The 22,687-nt window shown below is 40.5% G+C and carries 20 protein-coding genes and 2 tRNA genes; 9 read left to right on the top strand and 13 right to left on the bottom strand.

Translation table 11 applies throughout. The features are described 5' to 3' along the window. Positions 1-46: 46 nt before the first annotated feature. Entirely contained in the window at positions 47-1,087 is a 1,041-nt protein-coding gene (locus MED121_RS10780) for a quinone-dependent dihydroorotate dehydrogenase (protein WP_009833722.1), read from the bottom strand. A 71-nt stretch (positions 1,088-1,158) separates the two neighbouring features. Further along, positions 1,159-1,377 carry a DUF2835 domain-containing protein gene (locus MED121_RS10775; RefSeq protein WP_009833721.1) on the bottom strand — a complete coding sequence of 73 codons (219 nt, stop codon included), beginning with the start codon at positions 1,375-1,377 and terminating at the stop codon, positions 1,159-1,161. A gap of 126 nt (positions 1,378-1,503) precedes the next feature. Here MED121_RS10775 and MED121_RS10770 point away from each other — a divergent pair, with 126 nt between their 5' ends. The 7 genes from MED121_RS10770 to MED121_RS10740 are packed head-to-tail and all read left to right on the top strand — an operon-like array spanning position 1,504 to position 9,426. Further along, a complete protein-coding gene (locus MED121_RS10770; protein WP_009833720.1) occupies positions 1,504-2,457 on the top strand; it encodes a MoxR family ATPase in 954 nt (317 codons plus the stop codon). A gap of 5 nt (positions 2,458-2,462) precedes the next feature. Continuing rightward, on the top strand, positions 2,463-3,380 hold the full coding sequence (locus tag MED121_RS10765; RefSeq protein ID WP_009833719.1) for a DUF58 domain-containing protein: 918 nt from the start codon (positions 2,463-2,465) through the stop codon (positions 3,378-3,380). Positions 3,381-3,410: 30 nt separating this feature from the next. Next, complete coding sequence (locus MED121_RS10760) at positions 3,411-3,908, top strand: DUF4381 domain-containing protein (RefSeq protein ID WP_009833718.1); 498 nt, start codon at positions 3,411-3,413, stop codon at positions 3,906-3,908. Then, the gene (locus tag MED121_RS10755; protein WP_009833717.1) at positions 3,901-4,902 is read left to right on the top strand and encodes a VWA domain-containing protein; all 1,002 of its coding nucleotides are present in this window, start codon (positions 3,901-3,903) and stop codon (positions 4,900-4,902) included. The genes MED121_RS10760 and MED121_RS10755 overlap by 8 nt, the downstream gene beginning before the upstream one ends. Beyond that, positions 4,902-6,641, top strand: coding sequence for a VWA domain-containing protein (locus MED121_RS10750; RefSeq protein WP_009833716.1), 1,740 nt, complete (start codon positions 4,902-4,904; stop codon positions 6,639-6,641). Before MED121_RS10755 ends, MED121_RS10750 begins: the two co-directional genes overlap by 1 nt. Beyond that, the gene (locus MED121_RS10745; protein ID WP_009833715.1) at positions 6,635-8,473 is read left to right on the top strand and encodes a BatD family protein; all 1,839 of its coding nucleotides are present in this window, start codon (positions 6,635-6,637) and stop codon (positions 8,471-8,473) included. Before MED121_RS10750 ends, MED121_RS10745 begins: the two co-directional genes overlap by 7 nt. Before the next feature lie 44 nt (positions 8,474-8,517). Beyond that, positions 8,518-9,426, top strand: coding sequence for a Dyp-type peroxidase (locus tag MED121_RS10740; RefSeq protein WP_009833714.1), 909 nt, complete (start codon positions 8,518-8,520; stop codon positions 9,424-9,426). A gap of 110 nt (positions 9,427-9,536) precedes the next feature. Here MED121_RS10740 and MED121_RS10735 read toward each other — a convergent pair whose 3' ends face one another. From MED121_RS10735 to MED121_RS10700, 8 genes are all read right to left on the bottom strand, one after another. After that, on the bottom strand, positions 9,537-11,372 hold the full coding sequence (locus tag MED121_RS10735) for a SurA N-terminal domain-containing protein (RefSeq protein ID WP_009833713.1): 1,836 nt from the start codon (positions 11,370-11,372) through the stop codon (positions 9,537-9,539). Positions 11,373-11,445: 73 nt separating this feature from the next. Further along, a tRNA-Asp gene (locus MED121_RS10730) sits at positions 11,446-11,522 on the bottom strand. Between the two features lie 10 nt (positions 11,523-11,532). Continuing rightward, positions 11,533-11,820: an HU family DNA-binding protein gene (locus MED121_RS10725; RefSeq protein ID WP_269447904.1), complete on the bottom strand. Its 288-nt coding sequence runs from the start codon at positions 11,818-11,820 to the stop codon at positions 11,533-11,535. Between the two features lie 99 nt (positions 11,821-11,919). After that, positions 11,920-14,310, bottom strand: coding sequence for an endopeptidase La (gene lon, locus MED121_RS10720; RefSeq protein ID WP_009833711.1), 2,391 nt, complete (start codon positions 14,308-14,310; stop codon positions 11,920-11,922). A gap of 272 nt (positions 14,311-14,582) precedes the next feature. After that, a complete protein-coding gene (gene clpX, locus MED121_RS10715; protein ID WP_009833710.1) occupies positions 14,583-15,860 on the bottom strand; it encodes an ATP-dependent protease ATP-binding subunit ClpX in 1,278 nt (425 codons plus the stop codon). Between the two features lie 13 nt (positions 15,861-15,873). Then, positions 15,874-16,506: an ATP-dependent Clp endopeptidase proteolytic subunit ClpP gene (gene clpP / locus MED121_RS10710; protein ID WP_009833709.1), complete on the bottom strand. Its 633-nt coding sequence runs from the start codon at positions 16,504-16,506 to the stop codon at positions 15,874-15,876. A gap of 74 nt (positions 16,507-16,580) precedes the next feature. After that, positions 16,581-17,915, bottom strand: a complete 1,335-nt coding sequence (gene tig, locus MED121_RS10705; protein WP_009833708.1) for a trigger factor — start codon at positions 17,913-17,915, stop codon at positions 16,581-16,583. Positions 17,916-18,034: 119 nt separating this feature from the next. Next, a tRNA-Arg gene (locus MED121_RS10700) sits at positions 18,035-18,111 on the bottom strand. Positions 18,112-18,450: 339 nt separating this feature from the next. On the opposite strand from MED121_RS10700, the gene MED121_RS10695 reads away from it, so the two are divergent. Together MED121_RS10695 and MED121_RS10690 are read left to right on the top strand one after the other, a co-directional pair. Beyond that, on the top strand, positions 18,451-19,287 hold the full coding sequence (locus tag MED121_RS10695; protein ID WP_009833707.1) for a YihY family inner membrane protein: 837 nt from the start codon (positions 18,451-18,453) through the stop codon (positions 19,285-19,287). A gap of 30 nt (positions 19,288-19,317) precedes the next feature. Continuing rightward, positions 19,318-19,869 carry a hypoxanthine-guanine phosphoribosyltransferase gene (locus tag MED121_RS10690; RefSeq protein WP_009833706.1) on the top strand — a complete coding sequence of 184 codons (552 nt, stop codon included), beginning with the start codon at positions 19,318-19,320 and terminating at the stop codon, positions 19,867-19,869. A 90-nt stretch (positions 19,870-19,959) separates the two neighbouring features. Here MED121_RS10690 and sthA read toward each other — a convergent pair whose 3' ends face one another. Genes sthA through MED121_RS10675 form a run of 3 tightly spaced genes read right to left on the bottom strand, consistent with a single transcriptional unit; the run spans position 19,960 to position 22,655 of the window. After that, a complete protein-coding gene (sthA, locus tag MED121_RS10685) occupies positions 19,960-21,351 on the bottom strand; it encodes a Si-specific NAD(P)(+) transhydrogenase (RefSeq protein WP_036179963.1) in 1,392 nt (463 codons plus the stop codon). A 19-nt stretch (positions 21,352-21,370) separates the two neighbouring features. Further along, the gene (gene nqrM / locus MED121_RS10680) at positions 21,371-21,604 is read right to left on the bottom strand and encodes a (Na+)-NQR maturation NqrM (protein WP_009833704.1); all 234 of its coding nucleotides are present in this window, start codon (positions 21,602-21,604) and stop codon (positions 21,371-21,373) included. Positions 21,605-21,635: 31 nt separating this feature from the next. Next, positions 21,636-22,655, bottom strand: coding sequence for an FAD:protein FMN transferase (locus MED121_RS10675; protein ID WP_050764575.1), 1,020 nt, complete (start codon positions 22,653-22,655; stop codon positions 21,636-21,638). Between the last annotated feature and the right edge of the window lie 32 nt (positions 22,656-22,687).

Genomic DNA, 22,687 nt, shown 5'->3' with positions numbered 1-22,687 from the left:
CAAAGTTTTGATTAAATTGTCTTTTCTTCAATGTTTAACGCGTTTTTTATTTCCCCTGATTAACTTCATTCAGGTATCCACTGGTACTTGTAACCGCCGCTCTCACTAATTCTGGACCTTTATAAATAAAGCCACTGTAAAGTTGAACTAAACTTGCACCCGCTTGTAGTTTTTCAATGGCATCATCACCCGTTAAAATACCGCCAACACCAATAATAGGTAATTCACCTTGTAAATGTTCCGACAAGGTTCTTACTACTTGTGTTGAAGCATCCTTAACCGGAGCACCACTTAAGCCACCCGCTTCATCAGCATATTTGTGGCCAGCGACTGCTTCACGAGATAGGGTAGTATTAGTCGCAATGATGGCATCAATTTTCTGTGCTTGAAGAGTATCAGCGACCATTTTGATTTCATCACTCGTCATATCCGGTGCTATTTTCACTGCTAATGGCACATGCTTACCTGTGCTATCAAAGTAACGCTGTTTTGCATCAACTAAAGGTGAAATAAGCTCGGCTAGACTTTCACCAAACTGTAAGCTTCTAAGACCTGGTGTATTAGGAGAGCTAATATTGGCGGTTATGTAGTCAGCGTAAGGCATCACTCCATTTAAACAAGCCAGGTAATCTTGTACTGCATCTTCAACAGAGGTGGTTAAATTTTTACCAATATTGACGCCAAGGATTCCTTTATAATCGTGGTGTTTAATGCGACTGATCATGTGATCTAGCCCTTTATTATTAAACCCCATACGATTAATAATGGCCTCATGCTCAGGCAATCTAAACAGTCTTGGCTTGTCATTACCTGACTGCCCTTTTGGTGTTACTGTCCCCACCTCAACAAAACCAAACCCCATTTGACCAAACGCTTCAAACGCATCGGCATTTTTATCAAGACCAGCAGCCAGCCCCACCGCATTAGGAAAAGTCAGCCCCATCACCTCAACCGGAGAATCAGGTACTGAATCTAATAGAAGTCGATTAACACCCAGCCTTTGACCAGCCGCCAATAATTCTAATGACAACTCATGTGTCACCTCTGCATCCATTTTAAATAGTACAGAGCGAGCGAGGTTATACATAATCAAAAACTCCTAGTTATTTTCATTTAGGGTGAGCCGGTTTTTATGCCGCAATTTTATAGGTGCCTAGTTTACTTCTTTTTTATGTCGAGCAAGCGATAATTTTGATCAAATTCCACTTCAAAGGTGCCATAAATGCCAGAGTGGGTTAAAAAAGGTCTAAATATGGCTAAAGGTAGCTGAATTTTTCGACCATCACGGCTTTGCACAAGAAGGTTTTTTGCTCTTCCTTGATACAAGTCCTGAAATTTATGGGCTGCTAAGGCAACATCCACTACAACTAACGCCATCTTATTCCCTTTAAAACTTGAACTATCCCCATGAAGACTTGTCTTCTTGGAATTCAATCATTTAAGATTGTCGTATTATATTGTGTCTCCACTTTTATTGACAGAAGTAAGAGGATCATTCACTCGATGGATGCTGTGATAACCCGTTTAAAAGATTACTTGAATCAGGCCATTATTGGTCAGAATACACTCACTGATAGATTGTTAATTGCCTTAATTGCTGATGGACATGTTTTACTTGAAGGACCACCAGGTATTGCAAAAACAACAGCGGCAAAAGCCCTAGCAAAAAGTATCGATAGTCAATTTCACCGAATTCAATTTACCCCAGATTTATTACCAGGGGATGTAACTGGCTCTGAAGTTTATCAACAAGAAACAGGGCAATTTCAATTTGTACCTGGACCTGTCATAAACAATATCGTTTTAGCAGATGAAATTAACCGAGCGCCAGCTAAGGTTCAATCAGCCTTGTTAGAAGCCATGGGTGAGCGCCAAGTGACTGTTGGCAATAAAAGTTATCAGTTACCTGAGCTATTTTTTGTCATAGCCACTCAAAACCCGATTGAGCAAGAAGGCACCTACCCTTTACCTGAAGCTCAATTAGATCGCTTTATTATGAAGCTTAAAGTAGGTTACCCAAGCGCAGAAGACGAGCTAAAAGTCTTAAGATTAGTACGTAACCAAAGTGCTAATAAACTCACTATCGATTCACCGAATTGCTCTGGCGATGATATACAAGCATTAAGAAACCAAGCACTCGGTTTGTATATGGCCGAATCCATTGAAAACTACATAGTCCAATTAGTGATGGCAACCAGACACCCTGAACACTACTTAGAAAGTTCGGTTAATCTGATTGATTTTGGCGCCAGTCCAAGGGCAACCATTGCATTAGACCGTTGTGCACGTGCTCATGCCTTATTAAAAGGCGAGCAATTTGTAACACCTGATGATGTAAGAGCGGTTGCTCATGATGTGTTAAGGCACAGAATCATCCCTTCTTTTGAAGCTGAAGCGAAAGGTTATACCTCGGATTCCCTTCTTGATCAGCTGATAGAAAGAGTGCCTGTGGCATAAAATTTATGGATGCATTAATTTCACCAGACTCCCCGGAACTGGATGTTCGTCAATTGTCTGAGCTTGCTATTTTTGCAAAAAATTTAGGCAAGGCCCCACTTCATCCACACAGACGCCCCATGCTTGGCTCCCATCTCACTAGGATGAAGGGTCATGGCATGGAAATGCTAGAAGTCAGAGAGTATCAAGCAAGCGATGATATGCGCCATATTGATTGGCGAGTCAGTGCTAAGACAGGTAAAACCCATACTAGGGTATATGCCGAAGAAAGAGAGCATAGCCGTATTTTGGCGTTAGACTTTTCCAGTCAGGCCTATTTCGGTACTCGACATACTTTTGTTTCGACACGTATGGTGCAATTACAGGCCTTAATTGCTTGGCGCACTAGGATACAAAACGACAAAGTAGGTGGTTTTTTACATTTTGCTGATAAGGAAATTTACTTACCGGCAAAAAATCAATCTAGTCACTTTAGTGCGCTACTATCAGCCTTTTCAGACGCGACAAAAGTCGAAAACAGATTAGCACTAAATCATACCTCTAGCCCTTGGCAAGCACTTATTAAACGCAATGTTCGTCATCAACAAATTATTATTACGAGTGATAAACTCACTTTGACTGACTTTGATTTTGAACAATTACAAAGATTGTCCAAATTTAATTTGATTCATTGGATCAGTATTGAGGATGAACGTCTTGATCATTTACCTGAAGGTCAATATCGATTAGAAGACACAGGTGGCGTTAGAACAATACAGGTAACCAAGCAAAATTTAGAAAACTATCAAGCGCAAAGATTAGCCGCAAAACAAGCGCTCAATAATCAACTGAGCAGGATTGGGATTCCTTTCCATCATTTTGGACTAGAGGAATCACCCGTACAAATTGCAAGACACCTTATGGCTTTTGGCGCTTTAAGTTAAGTGATAAGGGATACGAGAATTTAACGCTATATGAATCAAGCTAATATACCTTCAACCCAAGGACCTCAAATAGAGCTGCCCAATACAGCCTATATATTGCCGGATAGCATCGCCATGTGGCCGCCTGTATGGTGGACATGGCTGGTTGTCGCTTTTATTTTTATCGGATTAATCTGCCTTATTACGTACCAATATTTTTTATATAAAAGGAATGCTTATCGTCGTGACGCTTTTCAATTAATTGATAGCATCCAAGATAAAAAAGATGATGAGCTCCTAAGCCATTGCCATCAGATAATAAGACGCTGCTTAATCACCCTTGGCCGAAATGATCTCGCCTCCTTACCCAGCCAAACACTGTTCAATCAGCTCGATATAGATATCCCCAGCAAATATCAATTTAAGCAACTGGGAGATATTTTTATCAATGGCGCTTATCAGCCAACACTCTGCCTTGACCCTGAGCAAAGGGCCAAAATACTCCAGTTAACTAAATATTGGTGTAGGAGGCACAAAGTCCATGCTTGAGTTTATTTGGCCTTGGTTTTTACTTGTAAGCCTATTACCCCTTTTAATGAAGCTAACTAAAGCTGCTGAATCAGAGCAAAAAGCACTTTGGTGGCCTCATCTCGCTAAATTTAATCAAGGTGAACTTAACCTTAGCGTTAAAAAACAAAGCTTCTCCAAACATATCATTCGTCTTTTTTTATGGATTTCATGGCTATTACTTGTCGTCGCGATTGCAAGGCCTGTCTGGTTAGGGGAACCTAAATCAGTCACCCCTTCAGGCCGTGACTTACTGATTGCATTAGACCTATCTGGCAGTATGCAAACAGCAGACATGAAAATAAATCAGCAGGCGGCAAATCGCTTAGATGCAGCAAAACAAGTACTTAATCGCTTCATTACAGAGCGACAAGGCGATCGCATTGGGATTATTGTGTTTGGCAGCAAAGCTTACCTACAGGCACCACTTAGTTATGATCTAGATACCATTGCGCAGCTGGTTAATGAAACCCAAATAGGGTTTGCGGGCGAAAATACGGCGATTGGTGATGCTATTGGTTTAGGCATTAAGCGACTAGCCAACATTGATGCAGATAAACGTGTCATGATTCTAATGACAGATGGCGCCAATACTGCAGGCAGAGTCAAGCCTGATCAAGCCGCGCAATTTGCCGCTAAACAAGGAGTCAAAATCCACACCATAGGCATAGGTGCAGAGCAGATGGTGAGCCAAGGTTTCTTTGGACCAAGGGTCATTAACCCTTCCACCGACCTTGATGAAGAACTGTTACAAAAAGTGGCTGACCTGACCCAAGGACAATACTTTAGAGCGAAAAGTACTCAAGAGCTTGCATCAATATATGCAACGTTAGATGCACTAGAGCCCACGCCAGGTGAAGATCAATGGCAAAGACCAAAAACAACCCTGTTTAATATGATTGCTTTAGCGAGTTTATTTTTTCTCTTTTTAGCCCTATACACTCGCTGGAATGCGATTAGAAAGGGACAATTTTAATGACATTCTTTGACACTATATATTTTTCAAACCCTAGCTATCTGATTCTTATTTTCTTTGTTCTCTTTCTCTATATTTTAAAAAAAGAAAATAAGGTCACTCAAAACCAACTTACTAATTTTATTGATGCAAAATTACTGCAACACCTAGTCACAGCAAAAAGCGGTAAACGCTTACCCAGTTGGATTGGCATTGTACTTGTCAGCTTATTAATCATAGGGATAGCCGGCATTAGTTGGGAAAAAAAGGTAGAAAAACAATTTATTACCCCCAAACAAACCATCTTGATTCTTGATCAATCTTTATCCATGTATGCCACTGATATCAAACCTAACAGGCTCACCAGGGTCAAACAGAAGGTTCAGGATGTTCTGGGTAATATCAAAGAAGGCAATGTTGCCTTAACAGCTTATGCGGGTGATGCCTATGTTATTAGCCCTTTTAGCCAAGATAAATCAACCCTCAAGCATTTTTTGTTGGCTCTAGACCCAATAATTATGCCCCTATATGGCAGCGATACAACTCAAGCTTTCGAAACGTCCCTGGCTTTAATCAAAGACAAAGATCAGTTTACTAATGTGATTTTATTTACAGATGATATAAAACCAAGTGAGTTTGAAGGCATTAAAAGCCTCATTAATAATTACAATATTAAGCTAAATATCATCGGTGTTGGCACCCAAGATGGGGGCCCTATTGTACTACCGGATGGTAATATTCTTCGTACTAATAAAGGGCAAGTTTTGGCTAAGCTGCCAATAAAAGAACTAAATCAATTTGCAAGGGAATTAGGGGCAAGCTATTACCCGAGTGACTTACTGCCCAGTGACATCGAGAGTATATTAAACACAGAATTAAATAACCCGAAAGACGCGATTGAAGCCAAAAGCCAGTCTATTGATTGGGTTGATAAAGGTCATTGGTTTGCTTTGCCATTCTTATTTTGGCTACTTTATCAATTTAGAGCAGGGGTTATGCTGTCTATATTCATTTTGGTGTTACCCATCGCCCAAAAAGCAGATGCCTCTCCCTTAGACTGGTTTTCAACCCCTGACCAAAAAGCTCAAAAATTGGTTGATCAAGGTGATTGGGAAAATGCCCAACCTTTATTCGAAAACCCAAAATGGCAAGCAGCCAGTCAATATGCTCTTGGTAACTATGAAGCAGCAGCACAGCAGCTTGAAGATTTAAACAAACAAAACAACTCCTCTAGCCTTGCTTATAACAAAGGCAATAGCCTTGCCCTTGCGGGTAACTTAGAGGCAGCAATCACCGCTTATGAAGATGCATTAAATCTCAATCCAGATTTCAAAGAAGCACAAGAAAACTTAGACTATCTCAATAAGTTAAAACAAGAAGAACAAAAAAAGCAGCAGGACAAGAACGCTGACAATTCAAAGCAAGAAAATAAAGATCAGCAAGCAGACAGCCAAGACGCCCAGTCAAATGATCAGGCTGATCCAGAGCAGGAAGGCGAACAGGATCCAGACAAGCAGGATATGGAAAATGCCAGACAGGATAATAACGCTGAACAAAGCAAACCAGAAGCACAAGAGCAAACACCTCCAGAACAAAAAGATTCTCCCCTTACATCAGAGGAGCAAGTTGCCCTTAATCAGTGGATGAGACAAATTCAAGATGATCCAGGCGGGCTACTTAAAAGAAAGTTATGGTATTTACACCAGGAAAAACGTGCTGAAAACCGCTATAGACAACAGGATGGACTCCCAATATGGTAGTGGATATAGGTTTGATGTCATTTACTCAAGATAATAAGAAATTTATGTTGCAACAAAGCGGCTTATTTAGCCTTTTTAAAATACTAGCCATTTCAGTGATGCTCATCATAAGTACACTAGCAAGTGCTGCCAGCGTGACAGCAACACTTGATAAACAAGTGATTTATGAAAATGATCTAGTACAGCTTACCATTCGTACAGACTTCCCAGAAACAGGTCAAGGCCCTGATTTATCTGCCTTAAAACGTGATTTTGATATATTAAGCCAAAGTCAAAATAGCCAATTTCGCTTTAATTTAGGCACTAGCCAATCTTTAAGTTTTTGGGTTATTTCTTTGATGCCAAAATCTACGGGGGATTTTCTGATTCCACCAATAAAAGTAGGTAATTATGCATCTGAGCCAATCACGCTAAAAGTAAAAACAGCCCAACAACTACTGGACGAAAACGGCAACCCGCCTGTTATTATCGATCTTGAAGTATCACAAACTGAACCTTACCTTCAGCAAGAACTGATTGTTAGCTTAAAATTATATTCTGCTTTTGCCCTTCAAAATGCCAATATCTCCACACCAAACCATCCCAATTTAGTGATTGAGAGGCTAGCAGACGACCAAATTCATTATGAAGAAGTTAATGGCACTCAATATCAAGTAATTACTCGAGAATACCTTGCCTTTGCCCAACAAAGCGGAAACATTGAAATACCGCCGCAAAAAATATCAGCCATGATTAACACCAACCGAGGAAGAAGACTAATCAAGGCACAAAGCAAAGCCATTAACTTAAATGTTTTGCCTATTCCAGCCAGTTACCCAAGCGATGATTGGTTACCAGCAACTAAGGTAAGTTTATTAAACACCCTATCCCCTACGAGTGAGGTGAAGGTGGGCGATACACTAATTTGGCAAATTGACGCTTTTGCCAATGGCGCGTTAGCAGAGCAAATGCCCGCATTTTCTTTCGCCAGCACCCGCTACTATAAGCTGTACCCTCAACCAACTAATCTCAACAACAGAAAAACAGATACTGGCATCATTGGCGAGCAATCCATCCAAATAGAAGTTGTCCCGACTATTCCTGGAAAACTCGAATTACCTGAGGTTGAAATTGTTTTTTGGAATACACAAACCCGGCAACTAGAGCGCACCTATGCCGTTCCACCTTCAGTAGAAGTCACTGGGATGGCGTTAACTGACCTATCTAATAATGGACAAGCAACAAAATTACTTGCTCCTCAAACAGGTTCAGTTGCGCCTATTTCTTTAGCTAAACCCAAAGAAAAAGAGAGTGAAGAAACTCCCTCAACTGATAACCAAGCCGATCCAACAGAAGCAAGCACAATGACTGTAAATCAAGGCTGGAGCATCAAAAGCATTATTTTATGGATATTGGCGATAGTTGCGATTAGCACACTTATGAGCGCTATCTTCTTGATGCTAAAAAAACGTAAAGAAGTAAATAAAACAGAGGATGTTCCAACACTACAAGTCTTCGCACCACTTAACACTCAAGATGAGAAAAGCGCTTATCAAGAACTAATACGAGCGTGTCAAAATAATGACCTTAAAACCTTACGAGGCAGAAGCTTAGAGTGGGCAAGACACAGATGGGGAGAAGATAAAATCAATGGCCTTGATGATATAAAAAGGCTCAGTGAGTCTTCAACTTTAAGCCAACTTTTGATGGAAGCCGAGCTTATCATGTATTCAGATACTGCCGCGACTGACTGGGATGGATCTGATCTTGCAGATGCCCTTGAAGAATTTTACAGCGGAGAAGTAAAACCCAGCCAATCCAGTCAGCTGAAGACTTTATACCCTAATTTTTAACTGAATTTGTGCACGCTAATGCAAGTGCAACCTAGGAGTTTAACTTGTCGACTATTTTTCAATCAGGTATCACAGCAGCAGCAAACTCTGACGCCCTGTTTATCACTTTAAACGTCTTACCAAACAAGGAAACCGAGCTTAAAGCCGCTTTAAAACAAGCTCACACCTTAATCTCTGAGTTTCAACAAAGTAGCCCAGCAAGCCATCCCCATGGTGTTATCGCTATTGGCAGTGAGTTTTGGGATACACTGAGCCCTAATGCTCGCCCCAAAGAGCTCATTTCTTTTCCAAATCTTCCCGATTCCCCAGCAACGCCTGCTGACCTGATGCTACACATTCGCTCAAACCGTCGAGATATGACGTATCAATTAGCACAAAAACTGATGACAATACTCTCAGGTTTAGTTGCCTTAGTAGAAGATACTTCTTGCTTTAGATACCTTGATAGTCGAGACCTAACAGGCTTTGTCGATGGCACAGAAAACCCAGAAGGGAGCCACCGAGCCAATGTTGCTCTTGTTAAAAAAGAAGACGACCCAGACTTCGCAAACGGCTCATACATTCACTTGCAGCGCTTCGTTCATAACCTTGATCACTGGAAAAGATTAGCGCTAAAAGAGCAAGAAGATATTATGGGGAGAACCAAAGAAGAGAACATCGAATATAAAAGCCAAGACAAGCCTCTGACAGCCCATACCAAACGTGCTTCGGCCAAAGATGAATCAGACCAAGGTTTAGAGATACTTCGCCATAGCATGCCCTATGCTGACTTAACTCAGGCAGGGCTTTTATTTGCAAGTTATTGTCACACTCCTATCAACTTTAACAAGATGTTAGAAAACATGATGGTTGGCGATGGCTCAGGCCATACAGACAAGTTGATGAATTATACTAAAGCAGTCACTGGGCAAGCTTTTTTTGCACCTAGTAGCCACTGGTTTGAGAACAATTAACAGGTATAAAAAGCGTCAAAAAGACCATAAAAAACCCATCAAAAGATGGGTTTTTTTATATCAAAAGAATAACTTCAATTAACTCTCATAAGAATATGATGAGACGGAGGTTACCTTTCTACTAAAGCAGCATTTTCTAATGCTTTTTGATGAGCAGCGACAGCAAGCGAAACGCCACTTTGGTTTAGGTAACGCTCAATGTAATCTCTTTGAGCATCATCCTCACCTACTTCACCATCTTTAACCTCTAGCAAGTTCACAAGCACCAGGTCACCATCGTTTAAGCTTTGTACCTTAGACGTTGCCACATCACCTTGCGGTCTTGCCATTTTGAAAACGATTTCACTTATGTCATCACGGCCACGACTAGCAAGCTCAACACGCGTCCAAGCACTATTATTTACATCAGCTTGCATTTGAGCTGCTTTTTGCTTCAAGCTCGCTGTAGCCTTACGTTTAAGCAAAATCTCTTGCACATCCGCGCTGGCTTCTTCTAAGCTCATATTTGACTGAGGTTTATGCTCATTAATTCGAACAATTGCGACCTGCTCTTCATTTAGTTCAAGCAAACCACTATTCAAACTATCTTCTAGTAATTCAGGACTAAAAGCGGCAGCAATTGCTTGCGCATTGGAAGAAATAAGCTCTTGGCCACCTTGGCGACCAAACCAATCTGAATGCATAATATTCACATTATACTCTGTTGCCAGAGCATTAAGGTCATCACTTGCATAAGCCAAATCAGTAATATCTTCTTGCGCGCTTAACAAAGCATCTTGCGCTTTACGATCAAGAATTTCTTGTGTTAACTCTGGCTCCATTTCTGCCAAGCTTGGCGTATCGACATTAGTAATCTCTCTAAGCTCAATAAGGTGATAACCAAACTCAGTTTCAACAACACCCGATACTTGATCAACTACCATGCTAAACAATACATTTTCAAATTCAGGCACCATCATACCTGAGCTCACATAACCTAGATCACCACCGGCAGCTTTAGAACCTAAGTCATCAGAATACTGCTTAGCTAAAGCTTCAAACTTGGTACCTGAGTCTATTTTAGATTTAATGTCTTGTGCTAAAGCACGGGCTTCTTCATCGCTGCGCTGATCATTTGCTTCGATTAAAATGTGAGAAGCGCGACGCTCTTCTTTTGGCGCTGTTGACGTTGCCGCCTGATAAGCTTGCTCTAATTCAGCACTGGAAACATTGACCTTATCGTGGAAATCAACTGAAGAAATAATCACATAATCAAGCTTAACCTGTTCTGGGTTCTGGAAAGATTGTGTGTTTTCATCAAAATAAGCTTGTATTTCAGTATCAGAAACCTGAGTCAAAGCCACTTCATCCGCTAAAGAGTAACGAATGTAGTCATAGCTACGCTGCTGATTTTGTAGTTTTAATACTTGGTCAACTTGATTCGATAGAACGAACTCAGAGCTAGACAAGGCAATTCGTCCTTGTTGCAATAAAATGTCTTGCTTGATTCTTTGCTTGAAAGCTAAAGGTGTATAACCCAAGGTACGAATAAAGTTTAAATATTTAGTTTGATCAAATTGACCGTCAGTTTGAAACTGCTCGGCTTGTATTAAGTATTGATCAACTTGAGCATCTGACACAGCTAGATTTAAATCATTAGCATTGTTTGTCAAAACAGCTCTTTGAATTAATTCATCCAAAGCACGACGTTGAAGTAAAGTATCTTCCAATAATGCAGGATCAATTTGACCACCCATCATGGAAATTAATTGACGTCTTTGAATTTCTGCAGACTGTAACAATTCAGTACGCGTTATCTCTACACCGTCCACTTCAGCGACCGTATCTGATGTCGTAAAGCCGGTTACAAGCGCATCCACTCCAAATAGAGCGAAAGTCACTACGATAAAACCTATGATTATCTTAACGACAATCCCTTGTGACTTATCTCTTATATCTTGGAGCATGTTGCCTCCATGTTAAATAATATTGATATAAAAAAGGGTGCACCCCTTGGAAGGAGCACACCCTTTCGTTTAATGGCGGAACAGACGAGACTCGAACTCGCGACCCCCTGCGTGACAGGCAGGTATTCTAACCAACTGAACTACTGCTCCTAAAACTCAACTAGTTCACTGAGTCTTTAAGGCCTTTACCCGCTTTAAAACCAGGAACTTTAGCCGCTTTAATAGCAATTTCTTCGCCAGTTTGTGGATTACGACCAGTACGTGCAGCACGATCTTTAACTGCAAATGTACCAAAGCCAACAAGAGTTACTTGATCGCCTTTAGCCAATGCGCCAGTGATTGCTTCAAGTGTTGCGTCTAGAGCATTACCTGCAGCCGCTTTAGAAAGATCAGCAGATGCTGCAATCGCATCAATAAGTTCAGATTTATTCACGTTGTACCCCTTCAGTATTCTCGTGGTTCCTTAGTATTATTATCAGCATACTAATGCTGTAAGGTTGAGCATTTATACAAGCCCAACCCACCCCATGTCAATATAGAGTTTGACCTAATGATGACTTACAGCTTCTTGTTCATCAACAGTTTTTTCAGCTGATGATGCACTTTTTGCTGTTTTTGGTGAAGGAATATACTCTAAAGCCACATCTAGCACTTCATCAATCCACTTCACCGGTACGATTTCAATATCCGCTTTAATATTATCAGGTATTTCTTTTAAATCACGTGTATTTTCATGCGGAATTATGACAGTTTTAATACCCCCTCTGTGAGCCGCCAGAAGCTTCTCTTTTAGGCCACCTATGGGTAACACCTCACCACGTAAAGTAATCTCTCCTGTCATCGCCACAGAGGCCTTAACAGGCACCTTAGCCAGCACAGACACAATGGCTGTACACATTGCTATACCTGCGCTTGGGCCATCTTTAGGAGTAGCGCCTTCAGGCACGTGAACGTGTAAATCAATCTTTTCATGAAAGTCTTCTGCAATCCCCAAACCTAATGCTCGGCTTCGAACAACGGTCAAAGCAGCTTGAATGGATTCTTGCATCACATCACCCAAAGAACCGGTTTTTACATGACGACCTTTACCCGCCATGCCAGCGGCCTCAATGGTAAGTAACTCACCGCCTACAGAGGTCCAAGCAAGGCCTGTTACCTGTCCAATTTGGTTCTTATCTTCTGCTTTTCCGTAACTAAAACGCTTAACACCAGAAAACTCTTCTAAGTTGTCTTTAGTCACAGAAATAGCATTTTTATTTTTGTTCAAAGCTTGTTTTTTCACTACTCTACGACAAACTTTGCTCAATTCTCGCTCTAAGCCACGCACACCCGCTTCCTTGGTGTAGTAACGAATAAGGTCCATTAAAGCCTCATCTGTTACCTCAATTTCGTGATTTTTTAAACCTGACAATTTAATTTGTTTTGGTAGTAAATATCTTAGGGCAATGTTTAATTTTTCGTCTTCTGTATAACCAGGAATACGAATAACTTCCATACGATCCAATAGAGGGCCAGGAATATTCATGCTATTTGAAGTACAAATAAACATGACATCAGACAAGTCATAGTCAACTTCTAAATAGTGATCATTGAAGGTGTGATTTTGCTCTGGATCAAGCACTTCCAATAAAGCTGACGCAGGATCACCACGCTGATCCATCCCCATTTTGTCGATTTCATCTAACAAAAACAGAGGGTTTTTCACTTTCACTTTGGCTAATTTTTGTAAAAGCTTACCCGGCATTGAACCAATGTAAGTTCGTCGATGACCACGTATTTCAGCTTCATCACGCACGCCACCTAATGACATACGCACATACTTACGGTTAACCGCCTTCGCAATCGATTGCCCCAAAGAGGTTTTACCCACCCCTGGCGGCCCAACTAAACAAAGCACAGGGCCTTTAACTTTCTTAACCCTTTGCTGCACAGCTAGAAACTCTAAAATACGTTCTTTAACGTCTTCAAGGCCATAATGGTCTTGGTTTAATACCTTCTCAGCATACGTAAGATCATTTCTAACCTTACTTCTTTGCTTCCAAGGTAGAGACAGAAGCCAATCAATATAACCCCTAACAACTGTCGCCTCTGCCGACATAGGCGACATCATGCGGAGCTTTTTAAGTTCTGCATCTGCTTTTTCTGCCGCTTCTTTACTCATACCTGAGTCTTTAATCTTTTCTTGCAGTATATCTAATTCGTTACTGCCCTCATCCATATCACCCAGCTCTTTTTGAATCGCTTTCATCTGCTCATTCAAATAATATTCGCGCTGGCTTTTTTCCATCTGCTTTTTAACGCGACTGCGAATACTTTTTTCTAGATGTGCGATATCAAGCTCACCATCCATTAAAGCAATTAAGTATTCTCCACGATCAATTAAAGAAGAGGCTTCTAATAGCTGCTGCTTGTCCTCAAGCTTAAGGCTCATGTGTCCAGCAATACTATCAATCAAGGAACCAAGCTCTTCAATCGCCTTCACCGAAGTGACAACTTCGCTAGGGATCTTTTTACTGCCAGACACATACTCATCAAGCTGCTTTAGAAGTGCTGCTCTCATTGGGCCATAATCGGTACCCTCTTCTTCAAGCGCTTCTTCTAAAGGTTCAACGTTCGCTTTAACAAACTCCCCTTCATCTTCCAGACTAGAAAGGGTTGCTCTTACACCACCTTCTACTAAAACTTTTACCGTGCCGTCAGGAAGGCGCAACAACTGCATCACTTTGGCCGTGGTGCCTATCGCATAAAGGTCTTCTTTTTCAGGGTTATCTTTTGAAGCATCTTGCTGAGCAACCAGAAAAACATGCTTATCGTTTTCCATTGCTTTCTCTAACGCAGCAATAGACTTAGCACGCCCAACAAACAAAGGCAGCACCATATGCGGATAAACAACCACATCACGCAATGGCAACATAGGTAGAGTTAAAATTTCAGACATAATAAATTCCAATTAGTGCGCATAAAAAATAAAGGCGCTTATATCAAGGTATCAAGAAGACATAAGGGCAGGATGTGAAAAAACAAGCTCTTGAGTGTGACAAATGTAAAATGCATCAATTAATTGTAGTTAACACCTTAAGATTGACTGACATTCTTCAACTTGTAAAGCGCCCAAGCCTATGGGTCAGCACAAAAAAAGCCACACCGATAAGGTGTGGCTTTTTAGAGAAAACAAAGATTTAAAGCTAGATTAACACGATATTTTGAATATCAGTTATTAACGGCCTCATCTCCTTTTTCTAATAACATCAAAGGTGCTGCTTCACCCTTCATAGAATTGGCATCCATAACCACCTTCACAACATCAGTACGAGAAGGTAAATCATACATGCAATCTAACAAAGCAGATTCAAGAATACTTCTTAAACCACGCGCACCTGTCTTACGCTCTAGTGCAAGCTCTGCAGCAGCCTGAAGAGACTCAGTGGTAAACTCTAACTCAACACCTTCTAACTCAAATAAATGCTGATACTGCTTAGTAAGTGCATTTTTAGGTTCACTCAAAATGGTAATTAAAGCTTCTTCGTCTAACTCAGATAAAGTCGCCACTACTGGTAAACGCCCTACAAACTCAGGAATCAAACCAAATTTAACCAGATCTTCAGTTTCTACATTATGAACAGTATCAGAGAAAACCTTATCCTCTTCCTTGCTCTTCACAACCGCAGAGAAACCAATACTGCCCTTCTCAGTCCTGTCACTAATGACTCGATCAAGACCAGCAAATGCGCCACCACAAATAAATAGGATATTTGAGGTATCAACTTGTAAAAACTCTTGCTGAGGGTGTTTACGCCCACCTTGAGGCGGTACAGAAGCAACCGTACCCTCAATCAGCTTCAGCAAGGCTTGCTGTACGCCCTCACCCGACACATCACGTGTAATTGATGGGTTATCAGATTTACGTGAAATTTTATCAATCTCATCGATATAAACGATACCGCGTTGAGCCTTATCGACATCATAATCACATTTTTGCAGAAGCTTCTGGATGATATTTTCAACATCCTCACCAACATAACCTGCTTCAGTTAATGTAGTCGCATCAGCAATAGTAAATGGCACATCTAATACACGCGCTAATGTCTGCGCCAATAATGTTTTACCACTACCAGTTGGTCCAATAAGCAGAATATTACTCTTACCTAGCTCAACACCATCAGTTTTACCCTGATGTTTCAATCGCTTATAGTGATTATAAACCGCAACCGCCAATACACGTTTTGCTTTTTCTTGACCAATTACATATTCATCAAGGGCAAACTTAAGCTTAGCTGGAGCAGGAAGCTCATCGCTCTCTTCACTTGTTTCATCTGTTTGCAATAACTCTTGCGTAATAATGTTATTGCAAAGATCAACACACTCATTACAAATATATACTGAAGGACCAGCGATCAACTTTTTAACTTCATCCTGGCTTTTGCCACAGAATGAGCAATATAAAAGTCGATCAGATTGCTCACCTCGACTAAACTTATCGTCTGACATTAAAATTCACCAATTAAACTTCGCGTTTTAACAATATATCGTCAATCAAACCATATTCTTTGGCTGCAGTAGGATCCATAAAGTTATCACGATCTGTATCTTCAGCAACTTCTTCAATAGGTTTACCTGTATGGAATGAAATAATTTCATTCAACCTATGTTTAATACTTAAAATCTCACGAGTATGTATTTCTATATCAGAAGCTTGCCCCTGATACCCACCCAAAGGCTGGTGAATCATGACACGTGAGTTTGGTAAACAGTAACGCTTACCAGCAGCACCCGCTGTTAATAGCAATGCGCCCATACTTGCAGCTTGCCCAATACACATAGTGCTCACATCAGGCTTAATAAACTGCATAGTATCGTAAATAGACATACCCGCAGTAACCGAACCACCTGGGGAATTAATATAAAGGTGAATGTCTTTATCTGGGTTCTCAGACTCTAAAAATAATAGCTGAGCAACCACCAAATTAGCCATATGGTCTTCAACCTGACCTACCAAAAATATAACGCGTTCTTTCAATAAGCGCGAATAAATATCAAAAGAGCGCTCACCGCGAGCAGTTTGCTCGATAACCATAGGCACTAGGCCTGCACTTGTAATTGCAACAGGACCAGTCGTTGGATTCGTCAAATTCATATTCCATTCCTTAAAACAAAAAAGCCGACATAGCATTAGCTATGTCGGCCTTAAATAGAAAGATAAGAGTTATCTTATGCTTCTTCGCCTTCCTCTACTTCAGCAGTAGCAGGAGCGTTTGGCTTAATAGCGTCTTCATAACCCAAAGTAACTTCAGTAACTTGAGCAGATTCTAGCAGTTTATCAACAACTTGCTCTTCAAGTACAGCAGATTGAACTTGAGAAAGTTGCTCTTTGTTCTTCAAGTAGAAATCGATAACTTGTTGTGGCTCTTGATAAGCTTGCGCCATATCTTCTAAGAAAGCACGAACGCGATCATCTTCTACTTTAATGTCATTAACTTTAACAACTTCTGAAATTAGTAGACCAAGTTTAGCGCGTTTGCTAGCTTCTTCTTGGAATAACTCACCTGGAAGTTGAGAAGCATCAAAACCTTCACCGCCAAATTGTTGAGCAGCTTGCTTACGCAATACATCAATCTCTTGATCAACAACAGTTTGAGGCACTTCAATCGGGTTAAGTTCAACTAGAGAGTCAAATAAACCTGTTTTCAATTTACCTTTAACAGCTTGATTCAGTTCACGCTCCATATTCTTACGAACTTCAGCGCGCAATGCATCTAACGTACCTTCAGCTAAACCAAACTTCTCTACGAAAGCATCATCTAGCTCAGGAAGAACTTGCTCAGCAACTTCAGTCACTGTGATCTTAAAGCTAGCTTCTTGACCTTTTAGGTTTTCTGCTTGGTAATCTTCAGGGAAGGTAACTGAAATTGTTTTTTCTTCGCCTGCTTTAGTACCTAAGATACCGTCTTCAAAACCAGGAATCATAGTACCAGAACCAAGTACTAGTTTATGACCTTCTGCAGCACCACCTTCAAATGCTTCATCACCTAGGTAACCAACAAAATCGATTACAACTTGGTCGCCATCAGCAGCTTCACGCTCAACAGCATTCCAATCAGCATTTTGCTTACGCAAAGTTTCTAGCATGGTATCTAGATCAGCATCTGTTACTTCAGAAAGAACACGCTCTGCAGATACCTTAGTTAAGTCATTTAGTTCGATTGTAGGATAAACTTCTACTTTCGCAACGAATTCTAGGTCAGCACCTTCTTCCATTTTTTTAGGTTCGATTGAAGGCATACCTGCTGGTTGAAGTTCTTCTTTTTGAACAGCTTCAACATACGCATCACGCATGATTTGCTCAACCGCTTCTAGACGAATACCTTGGCCGTATCGTTTTTTAACAACGCTAACGGGTACCTTGCCTTTACGGAAGCCATCGATACGAACAGTTTTCGCAGTTTTAGCAACTTCTGCGCTTACTTTTTCTTCGATACGAGCAGCAGGAACACTAATAGTAAGTACGCGTTCAATTGTCGATGTTGTCTCTACGGAAACTTGCATATAACTCCCCTTGGGAACCTTGCTATCCTTGTCGAATACCAATGAAAAGATATCGATATACAAGCAACTTTTGACAGCAAAGCTTAAAAAATTAAGTTGATTATTAACAATGAGATGAATGGCGCGCCTGAAGGGATTCGAACCCCTGGCCCTCCGCTTAGAAGGCGGATGCTCTATCCAACTGAGCTACAGGCGCATTACTCATTGCTTTTTCGTGGTGGGCTATTATAGGGAAGCTAACGCCTGCGTCAACAGGGTCCTTATAAAAAGCTAGACATTTTGAGTCAAAACATCAATATGCTCATTACAATCTGCTATTTTTTGATCAAAAACTGGGTTTTATGTAAAAAATGTGCAGAAATTACCGCTAAAAAAGATGCGAGGCATAATACAAGAAGCTTATACTGGGCGCAACGCTTACAGACTTAAATAAATTGAAAAAAACAAATAAAATCATAAATATGCGTAACGCTAAGCCATTTTATAATCACAACAAACTGACTGATCAAAAGTTCACCTACTTAAAGGCTTTCAAATGCTTAATCCAGTTACGACAAACCTTATAAAGCAGCTCAAAATTAGCATAACGCTTTTTAAGCAAGCCAATGCCTCTTTACGTGTTTATCAACTCACTCTCGCCAGCCTTCTCGCTGCAGTACCTATTATCACCATTATAATGGGCATACTAGGCTTCACCCCTACACTCAAAACAATGCAAGCCAATATGGTTAGTTTATTAGAAAAGCATCTCGCACCCGGTAGTAGTGAGGTGATACTACCCTATTTAATTAGCTTTTCAGATCATGCTAAAAACTTACCTATTCTTGGCATTGCGATTTTAATTTTAACGGCACTTCTATTATTAAATAGTTGTGAGCAAGCGATACAATCTATCTGGCAAATTAAACAATGCAGAAACCTTAAAGAGAGATTACTCACTTACTGGGCCATGCTTACTTTGGGCCCCATATTACTTGGGCTAGGCCTAAGCATTTATGCGACCTTATTAACATTAAAATGGCAAGGTATCGAAATTGCAGAATTTTTAGGTCATTTGGCAAACCTAAGCTCTTTTATTTTATATTTCTTACTCCTTTTTACTTTTAATTATCTAACCCCGAATACCAACACTGAGATCAAGCTAACGGCACTATCAACATTTATTGGTACGCTTATACTCAGTATTAGTAATTATATTTTCACCTCTTTTGCACAACTCTTTGCAAATTACCAAATTATTTATGGTGCATTTGCCGCATTACCCACACTCATAATTTGGCTTCAAATAAGCTGGAGCATAGTGCTAGCCTCGGCCTGTTTAAATGCAGCCTTACATAAACAAAGTCTTAGCAAAGACCCCCACATACTGTAAACTGCGCAAAAACCCATAGAGTTAGGTTAAATGAAAACTAAAATTGAACAATTAAATACGGTATTAAGCGAAGCCGATTGCCTAGTTGATGAAGCACAACTAAATAATATTCTCGATAAAATGGCGAGTAATATCAGCGAAGATTTAAGGGATAAATTACCACTTGTTGTTTGCGTTATGAATGGCGCCTTAGTTCCTGGTTCCGCTTTACTACAAAGATTACGCTTTCCTTTAGAAATAGACTTTATCCATGCCACACGTTATGGCATGGAAACTCAAGGGGATGCGCTAAAATGGTTGTGCTATCCACAATCAGAACTTGAAAACAGAGAAGTATTAGTCATAGATGATATTTTTGATCAAGGACACACCTTAAAATCCATCATTGATTGGTTTAAAAACCATGGTGCTGCAAAAGTTTATAGCGCAACCATTATTAATAAGTTACATGACAGAAAAGTTGAAATGCGCCCAGATTATGTCGGCATAGATGTAGACGATAGATTCTTATTTGGCTACGGCATGGACTACAAAGGGTATTTTCGAAATTTGCCTGGTATCTATGCAGTAAAAGGAAGCTAAACTTTTAGTTAATTTTGCTCAGAATACAGACATAAAAAAAGCGCCAATGGCGCTTTTTTTATGTCTCACTTTAACTAGCAAATTAACCCATTAAAAAACACGGTTAAAGCCATTTAATGCAGCAACACGATAGGCTTCTGCCATGGTTGGATAGTTAAAGGTGGTATTCAAGAAATACTTAAGCGAGTTAGCATCACCTTCCTGCTTCATAATAGCTTGGCCGATGTGCACAATCTCAGATGCTTGGTCACCAAAACAGTGAATACCCAACAACTCAAGGGTTTCACGATGGAACAAGATCTTCAACATACCAACACCTTCGTTGGTAATTTGAGCTCGTGCAGTATGCTTGAAGAAAGCCCTGCCCACTTCATAAGGCACTTTTTCAGCGGTCAATTCAGCTTCGTTCTTACCAATAGAGCTGATTTCAGGAATGGTATAAATACCAGTCGGTACTTCACTGATAAAGTGTCCACCTTCAAGACCATACATATTAGCAGCAACTGAGCGCCCTTGATCATAAGCAGCACTTGCAAGACTTGGCCAGCCAATGACATCACCAGCGGCATAAATATGTTCGACAGAGGTTTGATAGCTATCTTTAACCGCTAATTGGCCACGACTATTCGCTTCAATACCAACATCATCAAGTCCCATATCATCAGTATTACCAGAACGACCATTACAGAACAAGAAAGCGTCAGCGCGCATTTTCTTACCTGATTTAAGATGCATAATCACACCACGGTCGGTACTTTCAATTCTTTCATAAGATTCATTATGACGAATTAGAACCCCGTTATCACGCAAGTGATAACTTAGCGCATCAGTAATCTCATCATCCAAGAAACTAAGTAGTTTTGGACCAGGGTTAATGAGTTCGACCCTTACACCCAAACCACAGAAGATAGACGCATATTCACAACCAATGACACCTGCACCATAAATAATAATCGTACGAGGAGTGTGGTTTAGACTTAAAACAGTGTCTGAACAATAAATTCGTGGGTGATCAAAATCAATATCAGCAGGGCGATAAGGTCTAGAGCCTGTTGCTATAACAATTTTTTCTGCCCCAAGCAGCTCAGGTCCCTGCTCAGTCGCCACTTCAATAGTATTGGCATCTTTAAATTTGCCACGACCAAAATAAATATCGATTCGATTACGGGCATAATATTCGGTACGGCTTTTTACCTGCTTATCAATAACTTTATTAGCACGCTTTAAAACCTTAGGGAAAGAGAACCAACGTGGCTCCCCAATATCACGGAACATAGGGTTGGTATTAAAAACAATGATTTCCTTAACCGCATGTCTTAATGCTTTTGAAGGAATGGTGCCTAAGTGAGTACAACTCCCGCCAACCTGATCACTTGCTTCAATGACAGCAACTCTTTTACCTGCCTTGGCTGCATTCATTGCAGCGGATTCACCCGCAGGCCCCGTACCTAAAACCACGACATCATAATGCCTAGTTGTCATAGTATCCCCTTATCGTTATTTACTTAGACGCATCATAAAACTGATCATCAGACTGAACAGTTGCAGCTACACTTTTATTCTCTTCGTCACACTTTCCTTTGTCGCCACCGCAAATATCACAGGCAACTTCCATACCTAATGCGCTCATGCCTCCGCAAGAACCTGAAATAGGCTTGCGCCCCATCAGTACACCTACTGCCATTGCAGTAACAAGTAGCAACATCACGACAAATGCCAACACGATAGTAAGCATAGAATCACCTCACATTTCTTAAATTAAAAACTTATTGGACGCTTAAATAAGGCTCAAACGCCTTTGAATACTGCTCTACAAAGCCTAAATTCTCTTTTACCAACATATAAACAGCAAGCCCATTTTCTTCTGCAAACGCTAAGCCTTTTTCAGGCCCTAATACTGTTATCGCTGTTGCAAGGCCATCTGCTAATGTGGCATTTTTTTCTATCACTGTAACAGATACTAATCTATGGGTTATTGGTTTACCCGTTTTTGGATTAATAGTATGTGAATAGCGCACACCATCTCTTTCAAAATAATTACGGTAGTCACCAGAAGTCGCAATGGCAACATCAGCCAATTCAACTACTTTTTGCGCAACACTATGGCCACCATTAGGACTTTCTACCGCCACACGCCATGGTTCACCATCAGGTTTAGTACCTTTTGCAACTATTTCTCCACCCACTTCAACTAGGTAAGAGTCAATGCCTAGTCGCTCAAGCTTTTGTGCAACCGCATCTACACCATATCCTTTGGCAATAGATGATAAATCTATATAAACATCTTTTGCTTTCGACAACGTCTGCTCAGATAACGCTATCGCTGAAAAGCCTACTTTTTGTTTTGCGATCGCAATATCATCTACACTAGGCACAGTATCCGTTTTTTTACCTGGACCAAATCCCCACAAATTAACTAAAGGTCCCACAGTGATATCATATTCACCTTTAGACATTTTGCTAATCATAAGCGCTTGATCGATAACATAAGCTAACTCTGTTGAAACCCTCACCTCTTTATTCACACTAGTTTGATTAAATAGTGAAAGCTCTGACTGAGAGTCATATGTAGACATAAGCTCATTAATACGAACTAAAACCCTATCGACATCATCTTTATATTGCCATGCTGAGTCCATGTCCTCATTGGTATAAAATTTTACCGTATAAGTGGTTCCCATAGTAGGACCAGAGAAACTTACCAATTCAGGCGTAAAGGAAAATGCTTTAACAACGATTGCGAGAATTATCACTACACCCGCAATTAAGACATATTTTTTAGGCATAAACTTCATTTGATATTCTAATGCATTAAAAA

The organism is Marinomonas sp. MED121 (assembly GCF_000153025.1).
Lineage (GTDB): Bacteria > Pseudomonadota > Gammaproteobacteria > Pseudomonadales > Marinomonadaceae > Marinomonas.
Note: the sequence above shows the minus strand (reverse complement) of the source record. Positions and strands in the feature narration are given on the sequence as shown.

Coding starts and splice junctions, on each gene's coding strand:
- MED121_RS10690 (WP_009833706.1), top strand. CDS start 19,318: ATGAAAACTAAAATTGAACAATTAAATACGGTATTAAGCGAAGCCGAT.
- nqrM (WP_009833704.1), bottom strand. CDS start 21,604: ATGCTTACTATCGTGTTGGCATTTGTCGTGATGTTGCTACTTGTTACT.
- MED121_RS10780 (WP_009833722.1), bottom strand. CDS start 1,087: ATGTATAACCTCGCTCGCTCTGTACTATTTAAAATGGATGCAGAGGTG.
- MED121_RS10775 (WP_009833721.1), bottom strand. CDS start 1,377: ATGGCGTTAGTTGTAGTGGATGTTGCCTTAGCAGCCCATAAATTTCAG.
- MED121_RS10760 (WP_009833718.1), top strand. CDS start 3,411: ATGAATCAAGCTAATATACCTTCAACCCAAGGACCTCAAATAGAGCTG.
- MED121_RS10755 (WP_009833717.1), top strand. CDS start 3,901: ATGCTTGAGTTTATTTGGCCTTGGTTTTTACTTGTAAGCCTATTACCC.
- MED121_RS10765 (WP_009833719.1), top strand. CDS start 2,463: ATGGATGCATTAATTTCACCAGACTCCCCGGAACTGGATGTTCGTCAA.
- tig (WP_009833708.1), bottom strand. CDS start 17,915: ATGCAAGTTTCCGTAGAGACAACATCGACAATTGAACGCGTACTTACT.
- MED121_RS10695 (WP_009833707.1), top strand. CDS start 18,451: ATGCTTAATCCAGTTACGACAAACCTTATAAAGCAGCTCAAAATTAGC.
- MED121_RS10750 (WP_009833716.1), top strand. CDS start 4,902: ATGACATTCTTTGACACTATATATTTTTCAAACCCTAGCTATCTGATT.
- clpP (WP_009833709.1), bottom strand. CDS start 16,506: ATGAATTTGACGAATCCAACGACTGGTCCTGTTGCAATTACAAGTGCA.
- MED121_RS10745 (WP_009833715.1), top strand. CDS start 6,635: ATGGTAGTGGATATAGGTTTGATGTCATTTACTCAAGATAATAAGAAA.
- lon (WP_009833711.1), bottom strand. CDS start 14,310: ATGTCTGAAATTTTAACTCTACCTATGTTGCCATTGCGTGATGTGGTT.
- clpX (WP_009833710.1), bottom strand. CDS start 15,860: ATGTCAGACGATAAGTTTAGTCGAGGTGAGCAATCTGATCGACTTTTA.
- MED121_RS10770 (WP_009833720.1), top strand. CDS start 1,504: ATGGATGCTGTGATAACCCGTTTAAAAGATTACTTGAATCAGGCCATT.
- MED121_RS10675 (WP_050764575.1), bottom strand. CDS start 22,655: ATGCCTAAAAAATATGTCTTAATTGCGGGTGTAGTGATAATTCTCGCA.
- sthA (WP_036179963.1), bottom strand. CDS start 21,351: ATGACAACTAGGCATTATGATGTCGTGGTTTTAGGTACGGGGCCTGCG.
- MED121_RS10735 (WP_009833713.1), bottom strand. CDS start 11,372: ATGCTCCAAGATATAAGAGATAAGTCACAAGGGATTGTCGTTAAGATA.